Source organism: Curtobacterium citreum (assembly GCF_006715175.1).
Classification (GTDB): Bacteria; Actinomycetota; Actinomycetes; order Actinomycetales; family Microbacteriaceae; genus Curtobacterium; species Curtobacterium citreum.
In genome coordinates this window covers 2,929,181-2,948,551 of record NZ_VFMQ01000001.1, presented here as the reverse complement: position 1 = coordinate 2,948,551, position 19,371 = coordinate 2,929,181, and the positions used below count along the sequence as shown (strand labels likewise).

Genomic DNA, 19,371 nt, shown 5'->3' with positions numbered 1-19,371 from the left:
GGCGGTCACCGCAGGCCGCCCGGAGAGGACAGCGTGGAGTTCACGTCGATCAGGATCATCACCGCCGACCTGGCGGGCACGACCGCCTTCTACGAGGCGGTCACCGGCACCACCGCACACGGACCGGCGCCGGTCTTCGCCGAGGTCCGTGCCGGCGGGCTCGTGCTCGCGCTCGCGGCGCCGGAGACCGTCGCGGGGCTCGGTGCGGGGGCGCCGGTGCCCGGGCCGAACCCGGGGCTCGTCGTGGAGTTCTCGGTCCCGGACGTCGACGCGGCGTTCGACCGGCTGCAGGGGTCCGGCGTGCTCGGCGAGGTCGTGCTGCCGCCGACGACGATGCCGTGGGGCAACCGCTCGACCCTGTTCCGGGACCCGGAGGGGAACCTCGTCAACCTGTTCAGCCGGCCGGCCTGAGCCGCAGCCGGACCGTTCCCAGCGCTGCGTCGGCCGGGTGCGGCAGGCTCCGACGCGTGGGAGCGACGAGGACGACGGACGCGCGGACGACGGGCGTGCGGAAGGCCGGCGCGCGGGCGGCGGCGGTCGGGGTGGTGGCGCTGACGGCGGTGCTGCTGACGGGGTGCACCGCGGGCGGGGGCCCGGGCGGGTCGGGGTCGCCGGCCGGGTCCGCCACGCCCGCTGCGGCACCCACCCCGACACCGTCCGCCGTGCCGACCGCCACCGTGCCGACGGCGACGGTGCCGATCATCGACGGCACGACCCGGCAGGCGTTCGCGGACCTCGAGCGTCGGGACGGTGCCCGGGTCGGGGTCGTCGCCGTGGACACCGGCACCGGCCGGTCGCTCGGGTACCGCGCGGACGAGCGGTTCGCCTTCGCCTCGACGAACAAGGTGCAGATCGCCGCCGCGGTGCTCGCCGCCTCGTCCCCGGCGGACCTCGACGAGGTCGTGCACTACGACCGCGGCGACCTGCTGTCCCACGCCCCGGTGACGACCCCGGCCGTCGACACCGGCCTGACCGTGCGGCAGCTCGTCGACGCGGCCATCCGGCAGAGCGACAACACCGCGGCGAACCTGCTCGTCGAGCGGGTCGGCGGCGTCGCCGGGGTGACGCGGTGGCTGCGCGGCCTCGGTGACACGACGACGGACGTCTCGCGCACCGAACCGGACCTCAACACCGCCGTTCCGGGGGACCGTCGTGACACCACGACCGCGGCGCAGTCCGCCGCGGACCTCCGCGCCGTGCTGCTCGGGGACGCGCTCGACGCCGACGACCGATCGCTGCTCCGCGACTCGATGCTCGGCACGACGACCGGGGCGTCGACGATCCGCGCCGGCGTCGACCCGTCCTGGACCGTGGCGGACAAGACCGGGACCGCGTCCTACGGCGTGCGGAACGACGTCGCGGTCGTGACCCCGCCGTGACGGGACCCGATCGTGCTCGTCGTGATGACGGCGCACGGCGCGGCGGACGCCGAGCCCTCGGACGCGCTCGTCGCCGAGGCCACGCGGATCGCGATCGCGCACCTCGGCTGACACCCGCCGTCGGTCACGACGGGGTCACGACGAGCCCCTCGGGGTAACGATCCGTACCGACTCGGTCCTTTCCCAGCGCGCGTGCCGGTGTCACCCCGGGAAACCCGGGCGGACGTCCGAACAGCGCTGGGAGGGTCACCCCCCGGACGCCATCGATCGACGAGGGGGAATCATGACCGGACGACGGGTGACGGGGGCCGCTGCCGGCTTCGTGGGCGGCAGCGTGCTCGCCGGGCTGCTGGTGGGGATCGGGGTCACGCCCGTGCTGGCGGTCGCGGGGGTGGGGACGACCTCGGCGATCGACCTGTTCGACTCGATGCCGGAGTACATCGAGATCGGCGACCTGCCGACCCGGAACGAGGTCTGGGCGTACCAGGGCGGGCAGCCGGTGCACCTCGCGGACGTGTGGGACCAGAACCGCCAGGAGCTCGCGCTGGACCAGATCAGCGACACGCTCGAGCACGCCGCGATCGACGGCGAGGACAAGCGCTTCCGGGAGACCGGCGGCGTCGACCCGACGAGTCTCGTGCGCTCGCTCGTCAGCGTCGTCGCGTCGGGCGGGGACGGCGGGACGGGCGGGTCGACCCTGACGATGCAGCTCGTCCGGAACATCAAGATCCAGCGGGCGAGCGAGCTGCCGACCGAGCAGGAGCGCGAGGCCGCGACCGCCGAGGCGACGAAGCGTTCGCTCGACCGGAAGCTCGCCGAGGTGAAGCTCGCGATCGGGCTCGCGAAGGAGTACTCGAAGGACGAGATCCTTGCCGCCTACCTGAACATCGCGTACTTCGGCGACCAGACCTACGGCGTGCAGGCGGCCTCGCAGCGGTACTACGGCAAGGACGCCGGCGACCTGTCCCCGGCCGAGGCGGCGTCGCTCATCGCGATCGTGCAGTGGCCGGACGCACGCGACCTCTCCTCGCCGGAGCACCACCCCGACAACCAGGCGCGCCGAGACGTCATCCTCCGCTCGATGCACCAGCAGGGGCACCTCAGCGACGCCGACCTGCAGGCCGCGTTGGCATCCACCCCCGCTGACTACGTCCGCCTGACGGCACCGAGGCAGGGGTGCGAGTCGGCCGTCCGCGGCGCGGAGTTCTTCTGCGCGTACGCCGTGCAGGTGGCGCAGTCCCTCCCGCAGCTCGGCGCCGACACCGCCGCGCGGGAGCAGGCCTGGCGCACCGGCGGCTACCGGGTCCAGACGACGCTCGACCTCGACCTGAACACGCAGCAGAAGGACCTGCTCGATCGGTACGACCGCGCGGGGGAGACCCGGTTCGCCCTCGGCGCGACGCTCGACACCGTCGAGGCCGGCACCGGGCGCGTGCTCACCATGGCGCAGAACACCGACTACGACCGGTCGTCCGCGGCACCGCCGACCGCGACCTCGCTGAACTACGCGACCGACGAGTCGAACGGCGGCTCGAAGGGGTTCCAGGTCGGGTCGACGTACAAGATGTTCACGCTCCTGCAGTGGCTCGAGTCCGGCCGCAGCCCCGACGCCGTGGTCGACGGCACCCGCACGGCCCGCAGCGTCTGGACGCAGTGCGGGGAGCGCGTCACGACGAAGGCGTGGAACCCGAAGAACGACTCGGCGGGCCAGACCGGGCCGTACTCGGTGCGGGCAGCGACGGCGCAGTCGGTGAACGCCGCCTACGCGGACATGGCGTCGAGGCTCGACCTGTGCGACATCCGCGACACCGCCGCCCGCCTCGGCGTGCACCCGGCGACGGGCGGCGAGCTCCCCGCGAACCCCGCCGCGGTGCTCGGGACGACGAGCATCGCGCCGCTGACGATGGCGGCCGCGTACGCCGGGATCGCGAACGGCGGCGTGTACTGCGCGCCGGTCGTCATCGACCAGGTGACCGGCCGCGACGGCACGCAGCTCGGTGGACAGCCCGCCGCGTGCACCCGGGCGGTCTCCGCCTCGGTCGCCCGGACGGCCTTCCAGGTGATGCAGGGCGCGTTCCGCGGCGGCACCGCGAGCGGCGGGCAGACGCCGGACGGCACGACCCTGTTCGGCAAGACGGGCACGACCGACTCGGCGGACCAGATCTGGCTCGTCGGGGGCAGCGAGCGGGCGGTCACGGCGTACTGGCAGGGCAACACCGATGGTGGCCAGGCGAACCTGCGGCACTCCGCGAACGGGCAGGGCGGCACGTACGCCGGGTCCCGCGCAGCCGTGTGGCGGCAGGCGCAGACCGCCGTCAACGCCGCCCTGCCCGTCGGCTGACCTCCGCCGTCCGACATCGATGGAGCAGCAGACGTCGGGTCGTCACCGGACACCCGACGGCTTCTGCTCCATCGACGGGACGGGACGGGACGGGGACGGGGACGAGACGACGGCGGGCAGGGACGGGTCGCGTCCGGACGCGACCGGGAACGGACGGGAGGCGCGGTGCCAGCCGGCACCGCGCCTCCCGTCCGTGGGGTGGTGGGGTCTACGAGACCTTCTTGCTCTCGCCCAGCCAGCCCGCGAGCTTCGTCATGTAGTCGGCCTGCGACGCGTAGTCGAGGGCCGGGAAGGTCCAGCTGTGCACCTGGCCGGCCTGCAGGGCCGCGTTGTCGGCGAACGTCGGCTGCTTCTCGAGGTCGGACACCTGGTAGCCCTGCTGCGACAGCAGGATCACGTCACCGGAGATCTGGCCGGCGTTCTCCCACGAGTAGATGCCCCAGTAGAAGCCCTTCGGCTTCGGGGTCACGAAGTCGACGCCGAACGACGAGTACATCTGCAGCGTGGGCTCGTCGGAGGGTCGCGTGACGTACGCGCCGTCGCCGTCCGCGTACATCGAGACGACCGAGACGTCGCTCGCCTTCGCGGCCTTCTCGAGCTCGTCCTCGGCCTTGTCGAAGCGGTCCTCGGCGGTCTCGACCGTCGACTCCGGGGCACCGAGCGACTCGGCGAGGTCGGCGATCTTCTCGATGACGTCCTCGCCCTTCCCGCCCCACTCGACCTGGACGACGGGCGCGATGGCCTCGACCTGCTGCTGCTGTTCCTTGTCCTTGAAGCCGTAGCCCGGCTGCGTGGTGTCGAGCGTGCCCTTGTCGTCGGTGGGGTAGACCGACGTGACGACGAGGTCCGGCTTGAGTGCCGCGAGCTGCTCGAGGTCGATGTCGCCGTAGCCGGTGCCGAGCTGCGCGATGCCCTTGGTGTCCAGGCCCTCGAAGCGCTGGTCCTTCGCCATGGTGAGCTGCCCGAAGGTGCCGACCGGGCGGAGGCCGTACTCGATGAACGAGATGGCGATGTCGTTGAGGACCACGACGCGCTTCGGGGTGCTGTCGAGCTTGACGGTCTTCCCGGTGGCGTCCTCGTACGACCAGGGTCCCTTCGCGGCGGCGCTCGAGCCGGAGCCGGCGGCGCTGCCGTCGCCGGAGCGGCCGGAGCCGTTCGAGCCGGTGCAGCCGGCGAGCAGGAGGGCCGAGAGGGCCACGGAGGTCACGAGGGCGGCGCGCAGGGAGCCGCGGCGGGGGATCTTCACGTTAGGAGAGCCTAACCTAAGTCTGTACGGCCTGCCAGCCCCTGCTGGTTCAGGCCGGTCCTGCTCGTCCGGTTCAGTCCTGCTCGTCCGCCTCGGGGACGATCATCGGGGCGCCGGTCACCGGGTCGGGGACGACGCGGGCGTGCAGACCGAAGGCCCGCTCGAGCACTTCGGGCGTCAGGACCTCGTGCGGGGTGCCGTCCGCGACGACCCCGCCGTCGTGCAGCACCACGAGCCGGTCGGAGTACCTCGCGGCGAGCGACAGGTCGTGCAGGACCATCACGACGGTGGAGCCCTGCTCCCGGTTGAGCCGTCGCACGAGCCGCAGGACGTCGAGCTGGTGCGCGAGGTCGAGGTACGTCGTCGGTTCGTCGAGCAGGAGCGTCTCGGCCTGCTGCGCGACCACGAGCGCGATCCACGCCCGCTGGCGCTGCCCGCCGGACAGGCTCGCCACGTCGCGGTGCGCCACCTCGGTCAGCCCGGTCGCGGCGATGGCCTGCTCGGCGACGTCGGCGTCCTCGGCGGTCCAGGGGCGGGCCCAGGACTGGTGCGGGCTCCGGCCCCGCATCACGAGGTCGAGCACGCTCGTGCCGGCCGGGGCCACGGGGGTCTGGGGCAGGATCGCGAGCTTCCGCGCGACCGCACGGTTCGGCTCGCGTCGGATCGGGGTGCCGTCGAGCAGGATCTCGCCGGCCTGCGGCCGCAGCACCCGGCCGAAGGCCTTCAGCAGGGTCGACTTCCCGCAGCCGTTCGCTCCGAGGAAGGTCGTCACGGTGCCGCGTTCGATGCGCAGGTCCAGGTCGCGGAGCACCGGTTCGCGGTCGTAGCCGACGGACAGGCCGCGGGCCTGCAGCACGGGCACTCCGACTGGAGGCGCGGTGCGGGTCGGTCCGTCGGCCGGCGTCGTCGAGGTGGTCGCGGCTGCGTCCGTGGTGGCGGACGTGGCGGCCGTCGCTGCCGTGGTGTCTGCGGTGGTCGCGGGTGCGGTGCGTGCGGTCATCGGGACATCTCCTTGCGGTGCCGGACGAGGAGCCAGATCAGGTATGGGGCGCCGACGACGGTCGTGACGATGCCGACGGGGACCTGCCAGGGGAAGGCGGACCGGGCGAGCAGGTCGGCACCGAGCACGAGCACGGCCCCGAGGGCGCCGGCGAGCAGCAGCGGCGGCCGGTTCGTCCCGGCGAGCCGCAGCGCGACCTGCGGCACGACGAACGCGACGAACCCGACGGGTCCCGCGGCGGCGACGGCGGCGGCGGTCAGGACCACGGCCAGCGCGATGACGAGCAGCCGGTGCCGCTGCACCCCGAGGCCGACGCCCGTCGCGACCTCGTCACCGAGCTGCCCGATGCCGAGCGCCGCACTCGTCGCGAGGGCCAGGGGGACGGCGAGGGCGGCCACCACGAGCAGGGGCCACACGGACGACCAGGACGTGCTCGACAGGCTGCCCACGAGCCACTGCGAGGCGGCGGTCGCCACGGTGATCTTCGCGCGGACGAGCAGGTAGCTCGTCATCGCGTCGAGGGTCGCGCTGACGCCGATGCCGACGAGCACGAGCCGGTAGCTCTGCACACCGCCGCGCCACCCGAAGCCGTACACGGCGGCGGCCGCGACGAGGGCGCCGATCGTCGCGGCGACCGGGATGCCGCCGCTGGTGACGACGCTCGACACCGAGTACGAGCCGCCGCCGAGGACGATGGCCGCCACCGCACCGACGCTCGCGCCGGAGGTGACGCCGATGATGTCCGGCGTGCCGAGCGGGTTGCGCGTGACGGTCTGGGTCAAGGCGCCCGCGACGCCGAGGACGAGCCCGACGAGCGCGCCGACCAGCACCCGGGGGAGTCGGAGCGTCGTGACGATGAAGCCCTCCGGGCCGTCCTCGACGCCGAACAGGGCGCGGACGACGGTGCCCGGTGCGATCCAGGTGCTGCCGACCGCGACGCCGAGGACGACGAGCACGACGGCGAGGGCGAGCGCGGCGACCGTGTACCCGAGCACCCGCGGGCGCCAGGCCAGGCCGACGGGGCCGACACGGACGCCGCGGCGGACCGGGGCGGCGGTGCTGCGGGGTGCTGCGGCGCTGCGCGGTGCGGCGGCGCTCACAGGGACACCAGCGATCGGCGGCGGGCGACGGCGACGAAGACCGGGCCGCCGATGACCGCGAGGACGATGCCGACCTCGACCTCGGAGAACCCGCCGACGAGCCGCCCGACGACGTCCGCGACGAGCACGAGCGACGCGCCGACGAGGGCCGAGACGGGCAGGGTCCACCGGTGCCCGGTCCCGACGAGGGCACGGGCGACGTGCGGCACCGTGAGTCCGACGAACCCGATCGGACCGGCGGCCGCGGTCGCGCCGGCGGCGAGCAGGGTGATGCCGCCGAGGCCCACGAGCCGGGCGACGAGGACGTTCTCACCCAGGCCGCGCGCGAGCTCCGCGCCGAGGCCGAGCGCGTCGAGCGACCGGACGTTCCAGATCGCGAGCGCCAGCCCGACGAGCAGGAACGGTGCCGCGGCCGTCAGCACGTCGAGCTGCCGTGCCGCCAGGGAGCCGACCACCCAGAGCCGGTACGCGTCGAGAGACTGCTGGTCCGTCAGGACGATGAAGGACGTGACCGCGCCGAGCAACGCCGAGACCGCGGCGCCGGCCAGGGCGAGGGGCACCGGGCTGGCCGTCCCGCTGCCGGCGATCGTCACCGAGAACACCACGACGCTCGCGACCACCGCGCCGGCCAGGGCGAACCACACCGTCGCGCCGGTGCTCGTGACGCCGAACACGTAGACGCCGAGGACGACCGCGAGTCCGGCTCCCGACGAGACGCCGAACAGGCCCGGGTCGGCGAGGGGGTTCCGCGTGTGCCCCTGCATGAGCAGGCCCGCGATGCCGAGGGCTGCGCCGACCGCGGCGCCGATGAGCGTTCGGGGGATGCGTGAGCCCCACACCACGGCCTCGGTCGTCCCGGATCCCGAGCGCGTCAGGCCCGCAAGCACCTGGTCCACGCCCAGGCGGTTGCTGCCGAACAGCATGCTGGCGACGGCGGCGAGTGCGAGGACCGCGACCAGGCCGAGCACGACGGTCGTCCGACGGCGGACCGCGGTGCGGTGGACGCCCGTGGCGCTCGGCGGAGCGGGCGGTCGCGCGGAGGTCACGACGAGATCGGGGGATGGCACGCGGACCATATTAGGTTAGCCTTGCCTCATGGCGAAGATCCCGCGGCTCATGCCCGAGAACCCCCGGCTCTTCCGTGCCCGCGTGCTCCGCTCAGCCCGGGTCACGCCGTCGATGCACCGGGTCACGGTCACCGGGGACGACATGCACGAGTTCCCCTTCGCCGGGTACGACCACTGGTTCCGCCTGTTCCTGCCGCTCCCGCACCAGCAGCACCTCACGCTGCCCGAGATCGACGGCAACCGCTGGTACCCGCAGTACCTCGCCATCCCGCAGGACACCCGACCACACCTGGCGAACTACACCGTCGCGGGCTTCCGACGGCTGCCGGACGGCACCGCCGAGCTCGACGTCGACTTCGTCGTGCACGCCGACGCCGACGGCGCGCTCGAGGGTCGTGCCGCGATCTGGGCGTGCGCGGCCCGACCCGGCGACGAGCTCGCGATGCTCGACCAGGGGCGCATCTTCGACTGCCCGGACGACGTCAGCCAGGTCCTGGTCGCCGCCGAGGAGACCGGGCTGCCTGCGGTCGTCGGCATCGCCGCGTCCCTGCCACGGGACACCGTCGGCCGCATCGTGCAGGAGGTCCCGACGGCCGCCGACGTCCGCGTGCTCGACGCCCCGGCCGGCGTCGACATCACCTGGATCGTCCGTGAGCACCTCGACCCGCACGAGGTCCCCGGTCGTGCCGCGCTCGCCGAGCTCCAGCGGCACGTGCCGTGCGACGACCGGGTGTACGCCTTCGTCGTGGGGGAGTCCCGGCTCGCAACCGAGGGGCGCCGGCACCTGCACCGCGCGGGGGTCCCGAAGTCCCGGATCACGTTCTCCGGGTTCTGGAAGCACGACGCCGGCAGGCCGTCCCCGCGTGAGCCCGGCCGTCCCCGCCTGACCCCGGCCGGGTAGCGTGCGGGCATGAGCGTCCGACTGAGCGAACTCGTGCTGAACTGCGACGACCCCGAGGTGCTGTCGCGCTTCTGGTGCGCCGTCCTGGACTACGTCGAACTCGGCAAGGACGAGGACGGCATCGAGATCGGCCCGGCGTCCGGCTTCGGCGGGGCGACCCCCACGATCATCCTGTCGAGGAACCCGCAGCCGAAGCACCAGCCGCTCCGCCTGCACCTCGACGTCTCACCGGTCGACCAGGACCAGGACGCCGAACTCGAGCGACTGCTGGCCCTCGGCGCGCGCCCGGCCGACGTCGGGCAGACCGGGGAGGAGTCGTGGCACGTGCTCCAGGACCCCGAGGGCAACGAGTTCTGTCTCCTCCGGACCCGCCTCGATCCGCTCTGAGTCGTCTCCGACGCGGACGTTCCTTCCCATCGCACTCGCGGTAGGAGGACGTTCCGCGCACGGAACGCCGTTCCTCCGGGTCTCCTTTGCGCGGATCTGCCTCCCACGCGCGGATCGGCTTCCGACGCGCGGATCGGCGACCGGCGAGCGTGGGCGCGGGGTCGCGCCGGGACGGACGGGAGGCGCGGTGCCAGCCGGCACCGCGCCTCCCGTCCGTCGTGGGGTGGCGTCAGCCCTTGAGACCGGAGCCGGTCACACCCTCGACGATCTGCCGCTGGAAGACCAGGTACAGGATGATCAGCGGCAGGGCCGCCAGGATCGCCCCGGCCTGGATGTCGGCGTACCGCTGGCCGAAGCTGCCCTGGACCGTGGCGAGTCCGACCGGGATCGTCATGAGGTCCGGGTTCGACAGCACGAACAGGGGCAGCAGCAGGTTGTTCCACACCCCGACGAACGTCAGGATCGCCACCGCGGCGATGACCGGACGCGACAGGGGCAGGATGACCGACCAGTAGATCTTCCACATGCCGGCGCCGTCGATGCGCGCGGCCTCCTCGAGCTCCTTCGGGATGCCGTCGAAGAACTGCTTGAAGATGAACACCGCGATCACGGCGGGCACCTGCGGGAAGATCACCGACCAGTAGGTGTTCAGCAGGTTGACGGCGTTGAGCTCCTGGAAGATCGGGATGATCAGGACCTGCGTCGGGATCATGATGCCCAGGATGATGAGCAGGAACGCGACGTTCCGCCCGCGGAAGGCCAGCCGGGACAGTGCGAACGCCGCCATCGAGGCGAACAGCACCGTGAGGGCCGTGGTGAGCAGGCTCGTGATGCCGCTCGCCAGGTACCAGTTCCAGATGTCGCCGGCCTGGAACAGCGACGCGTAGGAGTGCAGCGTCGGGTTCCAGTTCGACAGGATCGCGTTCGCGCCCAGGGCTGCGACGCCGTTGTCGGACAGCGACGTCTTCAGGGCGAACAGGCTCGGGATGAGCCAGATGATCGCGAACACGGTCAGGATGATCGCGGCCGTGATGTTGAAGCCCTTGCCGGAGACGCCGATCTTCGCGGCGTTCGCGGGAGCTGCGGCCGAGACGCCCGTGCGGACGCGCCGGCGGCCGGTGGTGATGCTCTCGGTGGCGGTCATGTCAGGCACCGATCTCTCGCTTGGCGGCAGCGCGCTCGACGAGCTGCCGGATGACCGCGATCGCGACGATCACGATGAACAGGAGCACCGAGGCCGCGGACGCCGCACCGAGGCGGTTGTCCGTGAAGCCGACGCCGGTGATGAGCTGCAGCGAGACCTGGGTCGAGATGCCCGGGCCGCCGTTCGTCATCAGGTACACCTGGTCGAAGATCTTCAGGCTCGCGATGATCTGCAGCAGGATGACGAGCGTCGTGGTGCGGGCGAGCAGCGGCAGCGTGATCGACTTGATCTGCTGCCAGCTCGACGCCCCGTCGACGGCTGCGGCCTCGTAGAGCTCGCGGGGGATCTCCTGCAGCCCGGCCAGGTACAGCACGAAGTTGAACCCGAGCGTCCACCAGACCGTGGCGATCGCGACGCCGATCATGGCGGTGTTCGGGCTCGCCAGGACGCCCGCGCCGGGGGTCAGGCCGATCGCCTGCTGGACCGAGGCGAACAGGCCGGTGGCCGGGGTGAAGATGAACACCCAGATCAGCGAGATCGTCGCCGACGGCAGGATGAACGGCAGGAAGAACGCCAGGCGGAAGAACCACTGCCCGCGGTTCATCCGGTTGGTCAGCACGGCGAACACGAACGCCAGGATGACGAGCGGCGGGGTCGTGTAGAGCGTGAACTGCAGGGTGTGCCAGAGCGACGACCAGAAGTCGGCGCGTCCGAGCATCTCGGCGTAGTTCGCGAACCCGGCGAAGCTGCCGAGTCCGGTGCGGACGGTCGAGGTGTTGAAGAAGCTCGTGACGAGCATCCACACCGTCGGGCCGAGCAGGAAGGCCAGGTAGAACAGGCCGAAGGGGGCGAGGAAGAGCCAGCCGGAGCGTCCCTGACCACGGCTCATGGCGTTGACGCGGGGACGCGAGCGGCCGGTGACGGCCCTGGCGTCCGTGGGTCGGGTGAGAACTGGTGCAGCGGTCACGTCATCGTGCCTCTCGTGCGGGGTCCACGTGGATCGAAGGGGTCGCGCGCCGGATCACAGCGGGCTCGGGGTGTTGAGGTACGTGGACAGCTGGTCCTTGATCGCCGAGAGCGCCTGGGCCGGTGAACTGCTGCCCTGCTGCACCAGGGCGAGCTGCGCCCCGACGGTGTTCTCGAAGGTGGACCCGGAGCCGCCGTACCAGGCGGGGTCGTCGAAGACGGCGGTCTCGGCGGCCGACGCGTAGTTCGACTGCGGTGTGAGCTCCTTGAACGCCGTGCTGTCGAACGTCGGCATGTAGGCCGGCACGTGCCCGCCCTGCGCCCACGTCAGGCTCTGCTCGAGCATCTGCTTGATGAACAGCATGTGGGCCTTGCGCTGCTCGGGCGTGCGGTCCTTGCGTGGCAGGATGAACGTGTGCGAGTCCGCCTGGGTGGCCGGCTCGTCGTACAGCTGCGGTACGGGCACCATGCCGAACTTCAGGCCCTTGATCGACTGGGCGGTGCTGATCTCCCACTCGCCCTGCATGAAGAAGCCCGCCTTGCCCGTGAACATCAGTGTCTGGGCGGTGGCGTAGTCGAGGCCCTTGTTCAGCCAGCCGTTCTTCACCCACTTCTGGGTCATGTCGGTGACCTTCATGTAGGCGTCCTCGTTGACGGTGAGCTTCGCGCCGCCGTCGCTGATGAACGGCGTCGCGCCGTTGATCTGGTTGTACATCGTCCAGAAGAAGCGCCACGGGGTCGCGACCTCGCTGACGTTCGCGACGTTCAGCGCGGTGCCGCCGGTGACCTTCGCGACCGCGGCGAGCGCGGCCTCGAAGTTCTCGAGCCCGTTCAGGTCCTTGAGCTTGCCGTCCGAGTCGATCAGGCCCGCCTTCTGGCACACGTCAACGTTGTAGAAAAGGACGAAGGGGTGCGTGTCGAGCGGGATGCAGATGTTCTTGCCGTCGGTCTTCTGCGCCGTCCACGCCTTCTGGTTGAAGTCGCTCGCGCTCAGGCCGACGCTGGCCAGGTCGTCCGCGGAGATCGGGTCGAGCAGGTCCCCGTCCCAGAGCGGCTTCGCCCGGGTCAGGTGCGCGATGGCGACGTCCGGTGGCTTGTTCCCGACGGTCGCCAGTGTGACCTTCGAGTAGTACGGGTTGCCCCAGGCGAACGTGGTCGCCTGCAGGGACGACGAGCCGCCGTGCTGCTTGGCGTAGCCCGCCTCCATCGCCTGCATGCGGAGGCCGTCGCCGCCGCCGAACAGGTTCCAGAAGACGAGCGTCTCGGGGTTGAGGGGAGCGCCGGCGACACCGGCGGCGAGCGGGCTGGAACACGCTGCGAGGGGCAGGACCGCGGCTCCGGCGGCTGCTCCGGCGAGCAGGCTCCGCCGGGTGAAGGCACCGCCGCGGGACTGCGGGGTGGGGACAACGGATCGGATCGGCATGGCATCACTCCATCGGGACAGGCCGAGTCGGAGCAGGGTCGGTGCTCCGTGAGCGCTCACACTAGTGGTGCTCGGGGAGCCCCGCCACCCCTTCCGTGAACGTCACGACGAGGGCGCCTCCCCGCTTCCGCACGGCGCCGGAACCCGCTAGCGTTGCCGAAGGACGTGAGCGCTCACTTTCGTGTCGGGCTGCGCACGTCCACCTGCAGCACGACGCACGAACCGCACACGGCACCGCCGCCGCCAGCAGATCGAAGGAGATCCATGCCCCGCACACACCTCGTCCTCGACAGCGCGTTCACCGTGGGGCCGGTGCGCCGTCGCCTGTTCGGCGGGTTCGTCGAGCACCTCGGACGCCACGTCTACGACGGCATCCACGAGCCGGCGCACGAGACCGCCGACGAGCACGGCTTCCGGAAGGACGTCGTCGAGCTCGTCAAGGAGCTCGGCGTCTCCGCCATCCGCTACCCGGGCGGCAACTTCGTCTCGGGCTACAAGTGGGAGGACGGTGTCGGCCCGGTCGAGCAGCGCCCCCGCCGCCTCGACCTCGCGTGGCACTCGACCGAGACGAACGAGGTCGGCCTGCACGAGTTCCAGCACTGGCTCGACGCCGTCGGCTCCGAGCTCATGCTCGCCGTGAACCTCGGCACCCGCGGCACGCAGGAGGCCATCGAGCTCCTCGAGTACGCGAACATCGACGCCGGTACCGCCCTCAGCGAGTACCGCCGCTCGAACGGCCGCCAGGAGCCCTTCGCCATCAAGATGTGGTGCCTCGGCAACGAGATGGACGGCCCGTGGCAGCTCGGTCACAAGAACGCCGAGGACTACGGCAAGCTCGCCGCGATGACCGCCAAGGCGATGCGCCAGATCCAGCCCGACCTCGAGCTCGTGGCCTGCGGATCGTCCGGTGCCTCGATGCCCACCTTCGGCGAGTGGGAGCGCACGGTCCTCGAACACGCCTACGACGATGTCGACTACATCTCCGCCCACGCCTACTACGAGGAAGAGGGCGACCTGTCCTCGTTCCTGGCCTCCGGCGTGAACATGGACCACTTCATCGACACCGTGACGACCGCGGCCGACCACGTCAAGGCGCACAAGAAGTCCGACAAGCGGATCGACATCTCGTTCGACGAATGGAACGTCTGGTCGCTCAGCAAGTGGAACGAGCAGCAGAAGACGTTCGAGCTGCAGGACTGGCCGGTCGCGCCGCGCCTCCTCGAGGACGTCTACACCGTCGCGGACGCGGTCGTCGTCGGCGGCCTCCTCATCACGCTGCTCCGACACGCCGACCGCGTCGCGTCGGCGAGCATCGCGCAGCTCGTCAACGTGATCGGCCCGATCATGACCGAGCCCGGCGGGCCGGCCTGGCGCCAGACCACGTTCTTCCCGTTCTCGCTCACGTCGCGCCTGGCGAACGGCACGTCGCTGCAGGTCAAGGCCTCCGGTGACACCGTCGACGGCGGCAAGTACGGCGAGGTCCCGGTCGTCGACTCGGCCGCCACGGTCGAGGACGGCAAGGCGGCGGTGTTCCTCGTGAACCGCCACCAGACCGAGACCACCACGGTCACGATCGACCTGGCCGGCCTGCAGGTCGACGGTGACGTCCGTGCCGAGGGCGTCTGGGACGACGACGTGCACGCCGTCAACGACCTCGGGAACCGCGAGCGCGTCGGGCTGCGGACGAACGACACGGTCCGTCGCGACGGCGACACGATCACCATCGAGCTGCCGCCGGTCTCCTGGACCGCGGTGTCGATCGGCTGAGCTCCGCCGGCTGCGGCCGGCGGTCGAGCGCCTCGGCGAGCGCCACGGTGAGCGTCGAGTGAGCACGGGAGGGCGTCGGTCCGCGTGAGCGGGTCGGCGCCCTCCCGCCGTCCGGTGGTCGGCTCGCGACCCGACCCGACCCGACCCGACCTGACCCGACACGGGACGGACGGACGGGAGGATCGTGGCGGGCCCGCCACGATCCTCCCGTCCGTCGTTGGGCGCCGACACGACCGCCGGTGGTCCGCTGGACGCGACGACCGGTCCGCGGGCTTGACCGCGACGGGTCCGCCAGAGCATCCTCGGTGCAGGCAGCGCCGCGGCGGAGGATCAGGTCCCCGAGGCGCTTCAGGTGCCGGGGAACGTGTTCGGGTCACGCCGGCACCCGGTGGTCGCGACCGTCGGTCGCGACCACCGCCAGCCCCGGCCCGACCAGTGCAAGCCGGATCAGTCGGCGGCGCGGCGCGCGCGGTCCTTGATCGCCTCGATCACCTCGGTCTTGGCGTCGGCGTACGCGTTCATGTCGTCCCAGCTCCGGATCATCAGCGCCCGCTTGACGTCCTCGTACCGCTGGCGGTCCGCGGCGTCCCGGCGGAGGTGGTCCCGGAGCAGCAGGTACGCGTCGAGGGCCGGTGCGCCGTGCTCGTACACGTGGACGTGCGCGTCCCGCTCCGGGGTCCGGACGAGCCGGTGCCCGGGCTCGCGGACGCGCAGCTCGTAGCCGGCTGCCAGGAGCGGCTCCAGGTACGCGGCCTCGTCGGTGACGTCCGGTACGGCGACCGCGACGTCGACGATCGGTTTGGCGGCGAGCCCGGGCACCGCCGTCGACCCGATGTGCTCGACCGCGACGTGCTGCCCGGCGAGCGCGGTCGTGATGCGGTCCCGGTGCGTCGCGAAACGCTCCGCCCAGGCCGGGTCGTGCTCGTGCAGCCCGACGGTCAGTGCTTCGGGACCGCCGACGATCTCGGTCGTGTCGACATCCGGCGCGCGGTGGGCGCCGGTGCGGATCCAGAAGCGCAGCAGGGTCTGGCCGTCCGGGGTGACGACGCTCCGCTCGTACCGGCCGCCGTTCCGTTCGATGACCCGACGGGACGCGGGGTTCGTGGCGTCGCACGTCAGGAGCACCTCGGGCATCCCGCGCTCGGCGGCCGTGTCGAGCGTGGCCGCGAGGGCCGCCGACGCCAGGCCACGCCCGCGCGCGGACGGGCGGATGCCGTACCCGACGTGGCCGCCGTACTCGCGGAGCCAGTCGTTCAGCTCGTGCCGCAGGGCGATGCTGCCGAGGTACTCGTCGCCCTCGACGACCCATCGGTAGGTGCAGGTCACGTGGCCGAGCTCGACCGCGGCCGTGGTCTCCTCGGCGAGCAGCTGGTCGACCCAGCGGCCGAAGCCCTCCGGGTCGCGCAGTGCCGCGGCGTCCCGGACACCGGCGCCGTCCTGGTGGGCGTCGCCCCACTCGTCGAGGGCGCGGACGAACGAGGGGAAGAAGGCGTGGGACGGCGGGACGAGTTCCATCACGCCGAGCCTAGGGGCTGGCCGGGCGGCCGGGCGCGCACGCAGCGCTGTCCGGCGTGGTCAGGCCGGTGGTGCCGCCGTGCTCGCCCGCTCCACGAGCCGCACGGGGACCAGGTCCGTCGCGGTGTGGACCGGGTCGCCCTCGATCTGCGCGAGCAGGTTCGCGACCGCACGGCGGCCGACCTCGTCGAAGGACTGGTGCACGGTGGTCAACGGCGGCCAGAAGGAGTCGGACTCGGGGGAGTCGTCGAAGCCCACGACGCTGAGCGAGTCCGGGACGCTCCGGCCGGACTCGTGCGCCGCGCGCAGGACCCCGAGCGCGGTCTGGTCGTTCGCGGCGAACACGGCCGTGATCTCCGGTCGCCCGGCGATCTCGAGCCCGGCGGAGTATCCGTGCTCGGTCGTCCACCCGCCGTGGAACACCGGCGGGACGGTCCGTCCGGCGCGCTCGAGGGTGTCCTGCCACGCGGCCAGCCGGCGTGCGGCGGAGTACGACGACTCCGGGCCGGCGACGTGCCAGACGGTCTCGTGCCCGAGGTCGAGCAGGTGCTGCGTCGCCTGGCGGGCACCGTCGGCCTGGTCGGTGTCGATCGCAGGGTGCTCGGTGGTGCCGGTCGAGTCGACGACGACCATCGGCACACCGTCCGGCAGGGCGACCTCGGCCGTGTCGATGATGTGCGACTCGATGATGATGACGACCCCGTCGACGGCCTGCTCGTGCAGCCGGGAGAACGCCGACCGCACGCCCTCTTCGGTCCGGGAAGCCATCGGCAGCAGCGTGATCGTGAAGTCCGCGGCGCCGGCGGCGTCGGCGATCGCCTCGAGCGTGCGCATGTTGCCGAAGGACGCGAGCGTGAACATGATCACGCCGATCGTGCGGAACCGGCCGGAGCGCAGTGCCCGGGCGGCGCGGTTGGGGCGGTAGCCGAGGGTGTCCATCGCGCGCTGGACGCGTTCGCGGGTGTCGGGGCTGACGTTGTCGAACCCGCGGGACACGCGGGAGACGGTCTGCATCGAGACCCCGGCGGCCTCGGCCACGGCGGCCAGCGAGGGCGCGCGGCGCGCGGCGGCGATCTCGGTCGACACGAGCGCTCCTTCCCCCTCGGGCGGCTCCCGCGATGGTGCCGTCCCCGAACGGTAGCGCATGTTGACGTTGCCATGCTACGGTTCCCAAGTTCGATGTTGACGTCAACATCGACGCACCCGAACGCAGCACGACAAGGGAGTCACATGACCACGCTCGAAGCGCGTGCGCCAGGAGCCGCAGCTCCGGCGACACCGCCGCGGCGCCGGAACCGGCAGCGCGGCCGCTGGACCGGCTGGATGTTCGTCGGTCCGTTCGTCGTGGTCCTCGTGGCCATGCTCGTCGTCCCGATCGGCTACGCGCTCTGGCTCAGCCTGTTCCGCGATCAGCTGATCGGCGGCAACCAGTTCGTCTGGTTCGCCAACTACGTGCAGCTGTTCCAGGACGCCAAGTTCTGGACCGGGTTCGGCCGCGTCGTGCTGTTCCTCGTCGTCCAGGTGCCGATCATGCTCGTCGTCGCGCTGATCGCGGCGCTCGCGCTCGACAGCGCCCGCCTGTGGGCGGCGTCCTTCTTCCGGATCGCGATCTTCCTGCCCTACGCGGTGCCCGGCGTGGTCGCGGCGCTCATCTGGGGCTTCATCTACGGCAACCAGTTCGGTCTCACCGGCACGATCAACTCGGCGCTCGGCATCGACCTGCTGCAGCCGTTCAGCCCGGACTGGATGCTCGCGTCCATCGGCAACATCGTCACGTGGGAGTTCGTCGGCTACAACATGCTGATCTTCTACGCGGCCCTGCGCGTCGTGCCCGGTGAGCTCTACGAGGCCGCCGAGATCGACGGTGCCGGCCCGATCCGCACGATCTGGTCGATCAAGATCCCGGCGCTCCGCGGTTCGATCGTCATCGCCACGATCTTCTCGATCATCGGCAGCTTCCAGCTCTTCAACGAGCCGAACCTGCTCAAGACGCTCGCCCCGAACGTCATCGGCACCTCGTACACGCCGAACATGTACGCCTACTCGCTGTCCTTCAGCGGCCAGCAGTTCAACTACTCCGCCACCGTCGCGATCGTCATGGGCGTCATCACCGCCGTGATCGCCTACGTCGTGCAGGTGCGCGGGACCCGAGCGGAGAACCGATGAGCACCCTGGACACCCGCACGACGCCGCCCACCGTGACCGAGGCGGTGACCACCCGCGGACGCAGCGGGGCGGGCCGCACCCGTGCCTCCCGTCCGAGCGGCCCGAAGGGCCGTGGCCCCCGCGCCCGCAAGTCGACGCTCCTGCTCGTGGTGATGATCGTCATCACCGTCTACTCGCTGCTGCCGCTCTTCTACCTCGTCGTCAACGCGACGAAGTCGCAGGACGACCTGCTCAGCACCTTCGGGCTCTGGTTCGGCAACGGCTTCTCGCTGTTCCAGAACATCGGCGAGACGCTGACCTACAACGGCGGCATCTACCTGCGCTGGCTCGCGAACACCGTGCTCTACGTGGTGGTCGGCGCCGGCGGGGCGACGCTCCTCGCGACGATCGCCGGCTACGGCATGGCGAAGTTCCGGTTCCCGGGCCGCCGTGCGGTGTTCGCCGTCGTGCTCGGCGCGATCGCGATCCCCGGCACCGCGCTCGCCGTCCCGACGTTCCTGCTGTTCTCGTCGGTCGGCCTGACGAACACCCCGTGGGCGATCATCCTGCCGTCGCTCATCAGCCCGTTCGGCATGTACCTCATCTGGACCTACGCGATCGACGCGGTCCCGACCGAGGTCATCGAGGCGGCGCGGATGGACGGCGCGGGCGAGTTCCGGATCTTCTTCACGATCGCCCTCCGCCTGCTCGCCCCCGGCGTCGTGACGGTCCTGCTGTTCGCCGTCGTCGCGACCTGGAACAACTACTTCCTGCCCCTGATCATGCTGAGCGACCCGAACCTCTACCCGCTCACGGTCGGCCTCAACCAGTGGAGCGCGCAGGCGCAGGGCGTCTCCGCGCACCCGATCTACAACCTCGTCGTCACCGGATCGCTCCTCACGATCATCCCGATCGTCGTCGCGTTCCTCTTCCTCCAGCGCTCCTGGCAGTCCGGCCTCGCGGCCGGGTCCGTCAAGGCCTGACCTCCCG

General features: G+C 71.6%; 18 protein-coding genes. 8 read left to right on the top strand and 10 right to left on the bottom strand.

All coding sequences use genetic code 11. From position 1 onward, the window contains the following. Positions 1-33: 33 nt before the first annotated feature. Positions 34-411 (top strand): VOC family protein, encoded by a 378-nt coding sequence (locus tag FB462_RS13905; RefSeq protein WP_141862473.1) that lies wholly within the window; start codon positions 34-36, stop codon positions 409-411. Here FB462_RS13905 and FB462_RS17700 read toward each other — a convergent pair. Beyond that, on the bottom strand, positions 395-703 hold the full coding sequence (locus tag FB462_RS17700; protein ID WP_244289136.1) for a hypothetical protein: 309 nt from the start codon (positions 701-703) through the stop codon (positions 395-397). The two genes, FB462_RS13905 and FB462_RS17700, sit on opposite strands and share 17 nt — an antisense overlap. On the opposite strand from FB462_RS17700, the gene bla reads away from it, so the two are divergent. Then, complete coding sequence (gene bla / locus FB462_RS13900; RefSeq protein WP_244289135.1) at positions 693-1,379, top strand: class A beta-lactamase; 687 nt, start codon at positions 693-695, stop codon at positions 1,377-1,379. The genes FB462_RS17700 and bla overlap by 11 nt on opposite strands. A gap of 283 nt (positions 1,380-1,662) precedes the next feature. Then, positions 1,663-3,720 carry a transglycosylase domain-containing protein gene (locus FB462_RS13895; RefSeq protein WP_229666978.1) on the top strand — a complete coding sequence of 686 codons (2,058 nt, stop codon included), beginning with the start codon at positions 1,663-1,665 and terminating at the stop codon, positions 3,718-3,720. Positions 3,721-3,928: 208 nt separating this feature from the next. Here the strand turns inward: FB462_RS13895 and FB462_RS13890 are convergent, their stop codons facing one another. From FB462_RS13890 to FB462_RS13875, 4 genes are all read right to left on the bottom strand, one after another. Further along, positions 3,929-4,966, bottom strand: a complete 1,038-nt coding sequence (locus FB462_RS13890; protein WP_141862471.1) for an ABC transporter substrate-binding protein — start codon at positions 4,964-4,966, stop codon at positions 3,929-3,931. 73 nt (positions 4,967-5,039) lie between these two features. Beyond that, entirely contained in the window at positions 5,040-5,966 is a 927-nt protein-coding gene (locus tag FB462_RS13885; protein ID WP_229666979.1) for an ABC transporter ATP-binding protein, read from the bottom strand. Continuing rightward, on the bottom strand, positions 5,963-7,066 hold the full coding sequence (locus FB462_RS13880; protein ID WP_229666980.1) for a FecCD family ABC transporter permease: 1,104 nt from the start codon (positions 7,064-7,066) through the stop codon (positions 5,963-5,965). The genes FB462_RS13885 and FB462_RS13880 overlap by 4 nt, the downstream gene beginning before the upstream one ends. Further along, on the bottom strand, positions 7,063-8,133 hold the full coding sequence (locus FB462_RS13875; protein WP_229666981.1) for a FecCD family ABC transporter permease: 1,071 nt from the start codon (positions 8,131-8,133) through the stop codon (positions 7,063-7,065). Before FB462_RS13875 ends, FB462_RS13880 begins: the two co-directional genes overlap by 4 nt. Positions 8,134-8,161: 28 nt before the next feature. Here FB462_RS13875 and FB462_RS13870 point away from each other — a divergent pair, with 28 nt between their 5' ends. Together FB462_RS13870 and FB462_RS13865 are read left to right on the top strand one after the other, a co-directional pair. Beyond that, a complete protein-coding gene (locus tag FB462_RS13870) occupies positions 8,162-9,034 on the top strand; it encodes a siderophore-interacting protein (protein ID WP_141862468.1) in 873 nt (290 codons plus the stop codon). Between the two features lie 9 nt (positions 9,035-9,043). Further along, positions 9,044-9,421 carry a VOC family protein gene (locus tag FB462_RS13865; RefSeq protein WP_058740502.1) on the top strand — a complete coding sequence of 126 codons (378 nt, stop codon included), beginning with the start codon at positions 9,044-9,046 and terminating at the stop codon, positions 9,419-9,421. Positions 9,422-9,650: 229 nt separating this feature from the next. Here the strand turns inward: FB462_RS13865 and FB462_RS13860 are convergent, their stop codons facing one another. The 3 genes from FB462_RS13860 to FB462_RS13850 are packed head-to-tail and all read right to left on the bottom strand — an operon-like array spanning position 9,651 to position 12,954. After that, positions 9,651-10,565 carry a carbohydrate ABC transporter permease gene (locus FB462_RS13860; RefSeq protein WP_114849850.1) on the bottom strand — a complete coding sequence of 305 codons (915 nt, stop codon included), beginning with the start codon at positions 10,563-10,565 and terminating at the stop codon, positions 9,651-9,653. A gap of 1 nt (position 10,566) precedes the next feature. Continuing rightward, complete coding sequence (locus tag FB462_RS13855) at positions 10,567-11,532, bottom strand: carbohydrate ABC transporter permease (protein ID WP_114849849.1); 966 nt, start codon at positions 11,530-11,532, stop codon at positions 10,567-10,569. 54 nt (positions 11,533-11,586) lie between these two features. Further along, complete coding sequence (locus tag FB462_RS13850; RefSeq protein WP_114849848.1) at positions 11,587-12,954, bottom strand: extracellular solute-binding protein; 1,368 nt, start codon at positions 12,952-12,954, stop codon at positions 11,587-11,589. A gap of 264 nt (positions 12,955-13,218) precedes the next feature. On the opposite strand from FB462_RS13850, the gene arfA reads away from it, so the two are divergent. Then, positions 13,219-14,721, top strand: coding sequence for an arabinosylfuranosidase ArfA (gene arfA / locus FB462_RS13845; RefSeq protein WP_058740505.1), 1,503 nt, complete (start codon positions 13,219-13,221; stop codon positions 14,719-14,721). Between the two features lie 447 nt (positions 14,722-15,168). On the opposite strand, the gene FB462_RS17695 is transcribed toward arfA, so the two are convergent. Next, positions 15,169-16,236 carry a GNAT family N-acetyltransferase gene (locus FB462_RS17695; protein ID WP_229666667.1) on the bottom strand — a complete coding sequence of 356 codons (1,068 nt, stop codon included), beginning with the start codon at positions 16,234-16,236 and terminating at the stop codon, positions 15,169-15,171. A gap of 60 nt (positions 16,237-16,296) precedes the next feature. Continuing rightward, positions 16,297-17,322: a LacI family DNA-binding transcriptional regulator gene (locus FB462_RS13835; protein WP_141862466.1), complete on the bottom strand. Its 1,026-nt coding sequence runs from the start codon at positions 17,320-17,322 to the stop codon at positions 16,297-16,299. Between the two features lie 144 nt (positions 17,323-17,466). On the opposite strand from FB462_RS13835, the gene FB462_RS13830 reads away from it, so the two are divergent. Together FB462_RS13830 and FB462_RS13825 are read left to right on the top strand one after the other, a co-directional pair. Then, complete coding sequence (locus FB462_RS13830) at positions 17,467-18,402, top strand: carbohydrate ABC transporter permease (RefSeq protein ID WP_114849845.1); 936 nt, start codon at positions 17,467-17,469, stop codon at positions 18,400-18,402. Beyond that, positions 18,399-19,364 (top strand): carbohydrate ABC transporter permease, encoded by a 966-nt coding sequence (locus FB462_RS13825; protein ID WP_058740512.1) that lies wholly within the window; start codon positions 18,399-18,401, stop codon positions 19,362-19,364. The genes FB462_RS13830 and FB462_RS13825 overlap by 4 nt, the downstream gene beginning before the upstream one ends. Positions 19,365-19,371: the final 7 nt, after the last annotated feature.

Excerpts from the sequence above, each read along its gene's own strand:
- FB462_RS17700 (WP_244289136.1), bottom strand. The coding sequence starts at position 703 with ATGATCGGCACCGTCGCCGTCGGCACGGTGGCGGTCGGCACGGCGGAC.
- FB462_RS13895 (WP_229666978.1), top strand. The coding sequence starts at position 1,663 with ATGACCGGACGACGGGTGACGGGGGCCGCTGCCGGCTTCGTGGGCGGC.
- FB462_RS13885 (WP_229666979.1), bottom strand. The coding sequence starts at position 5,966 with ATGACCGCACGCACCGCACCCGCGACCACCGCAGACACCACGGCAGCG.
- FB462_RS13870 (WP_141862468.1), top strand. The coding sequence starts at position 8,162 with ATGGCGAAGATCCCGCGGCTCATGCCCGAGAACCCCCGGCTCTTCCGT.
- FB462_RS13865 (WP_058740502.1), top strand. The coding sequence starts at position 9,044 with ATGAGCGTCCGACTGAGCGAACTCGTGCTGAACTGCGACGACCCCGAG.
- FB462_RS13860 (WP_114849850.1), bottom strand. The coding sequence starts at position 10,565 with ATGACCGCCACCGAGAGCATCACCACCGGCCGCCGGCGCGTCCGCACG.
- FB462_RS13850 (WP_114849848.1), bottom strand. The coding sequence starts at position 12,954 with ATGCCGATCCGATCCGTTGTCCCCACCCCGCAGTCCCGCGGCGGTGCC.
- arfA (WP_058740505.1), top strand. The coding sequence starts at position 13,219 with ATGCCCCGCACACACCTCGTCCTCGACAGCGCGTTCACCGTGGGGCCG.
- FB462_RS17695 (WP_229666667.1), bottom strand. The coding sequence starts at position 16,236 with ATGGAACTCGTCCCGCCGTCCCACGCCTTCTTCCCCTCGTTCGTCCGC.
- FB462_RS13830 (WP_114849845.1), top strand. The coding sequence starts at position 17,467 with ATGACCACGCTCGAAGCGCGTGCGCCAGGAGCCGCAGCTCCGGCGACA.
- FB462_RS13825 (WP_058740512.1), top strand. The coding sequence starts at position 18,399 with ATGAGCACCCTGGACACCCGCACGACGCCGCCCACCGTGACCGAGGCG.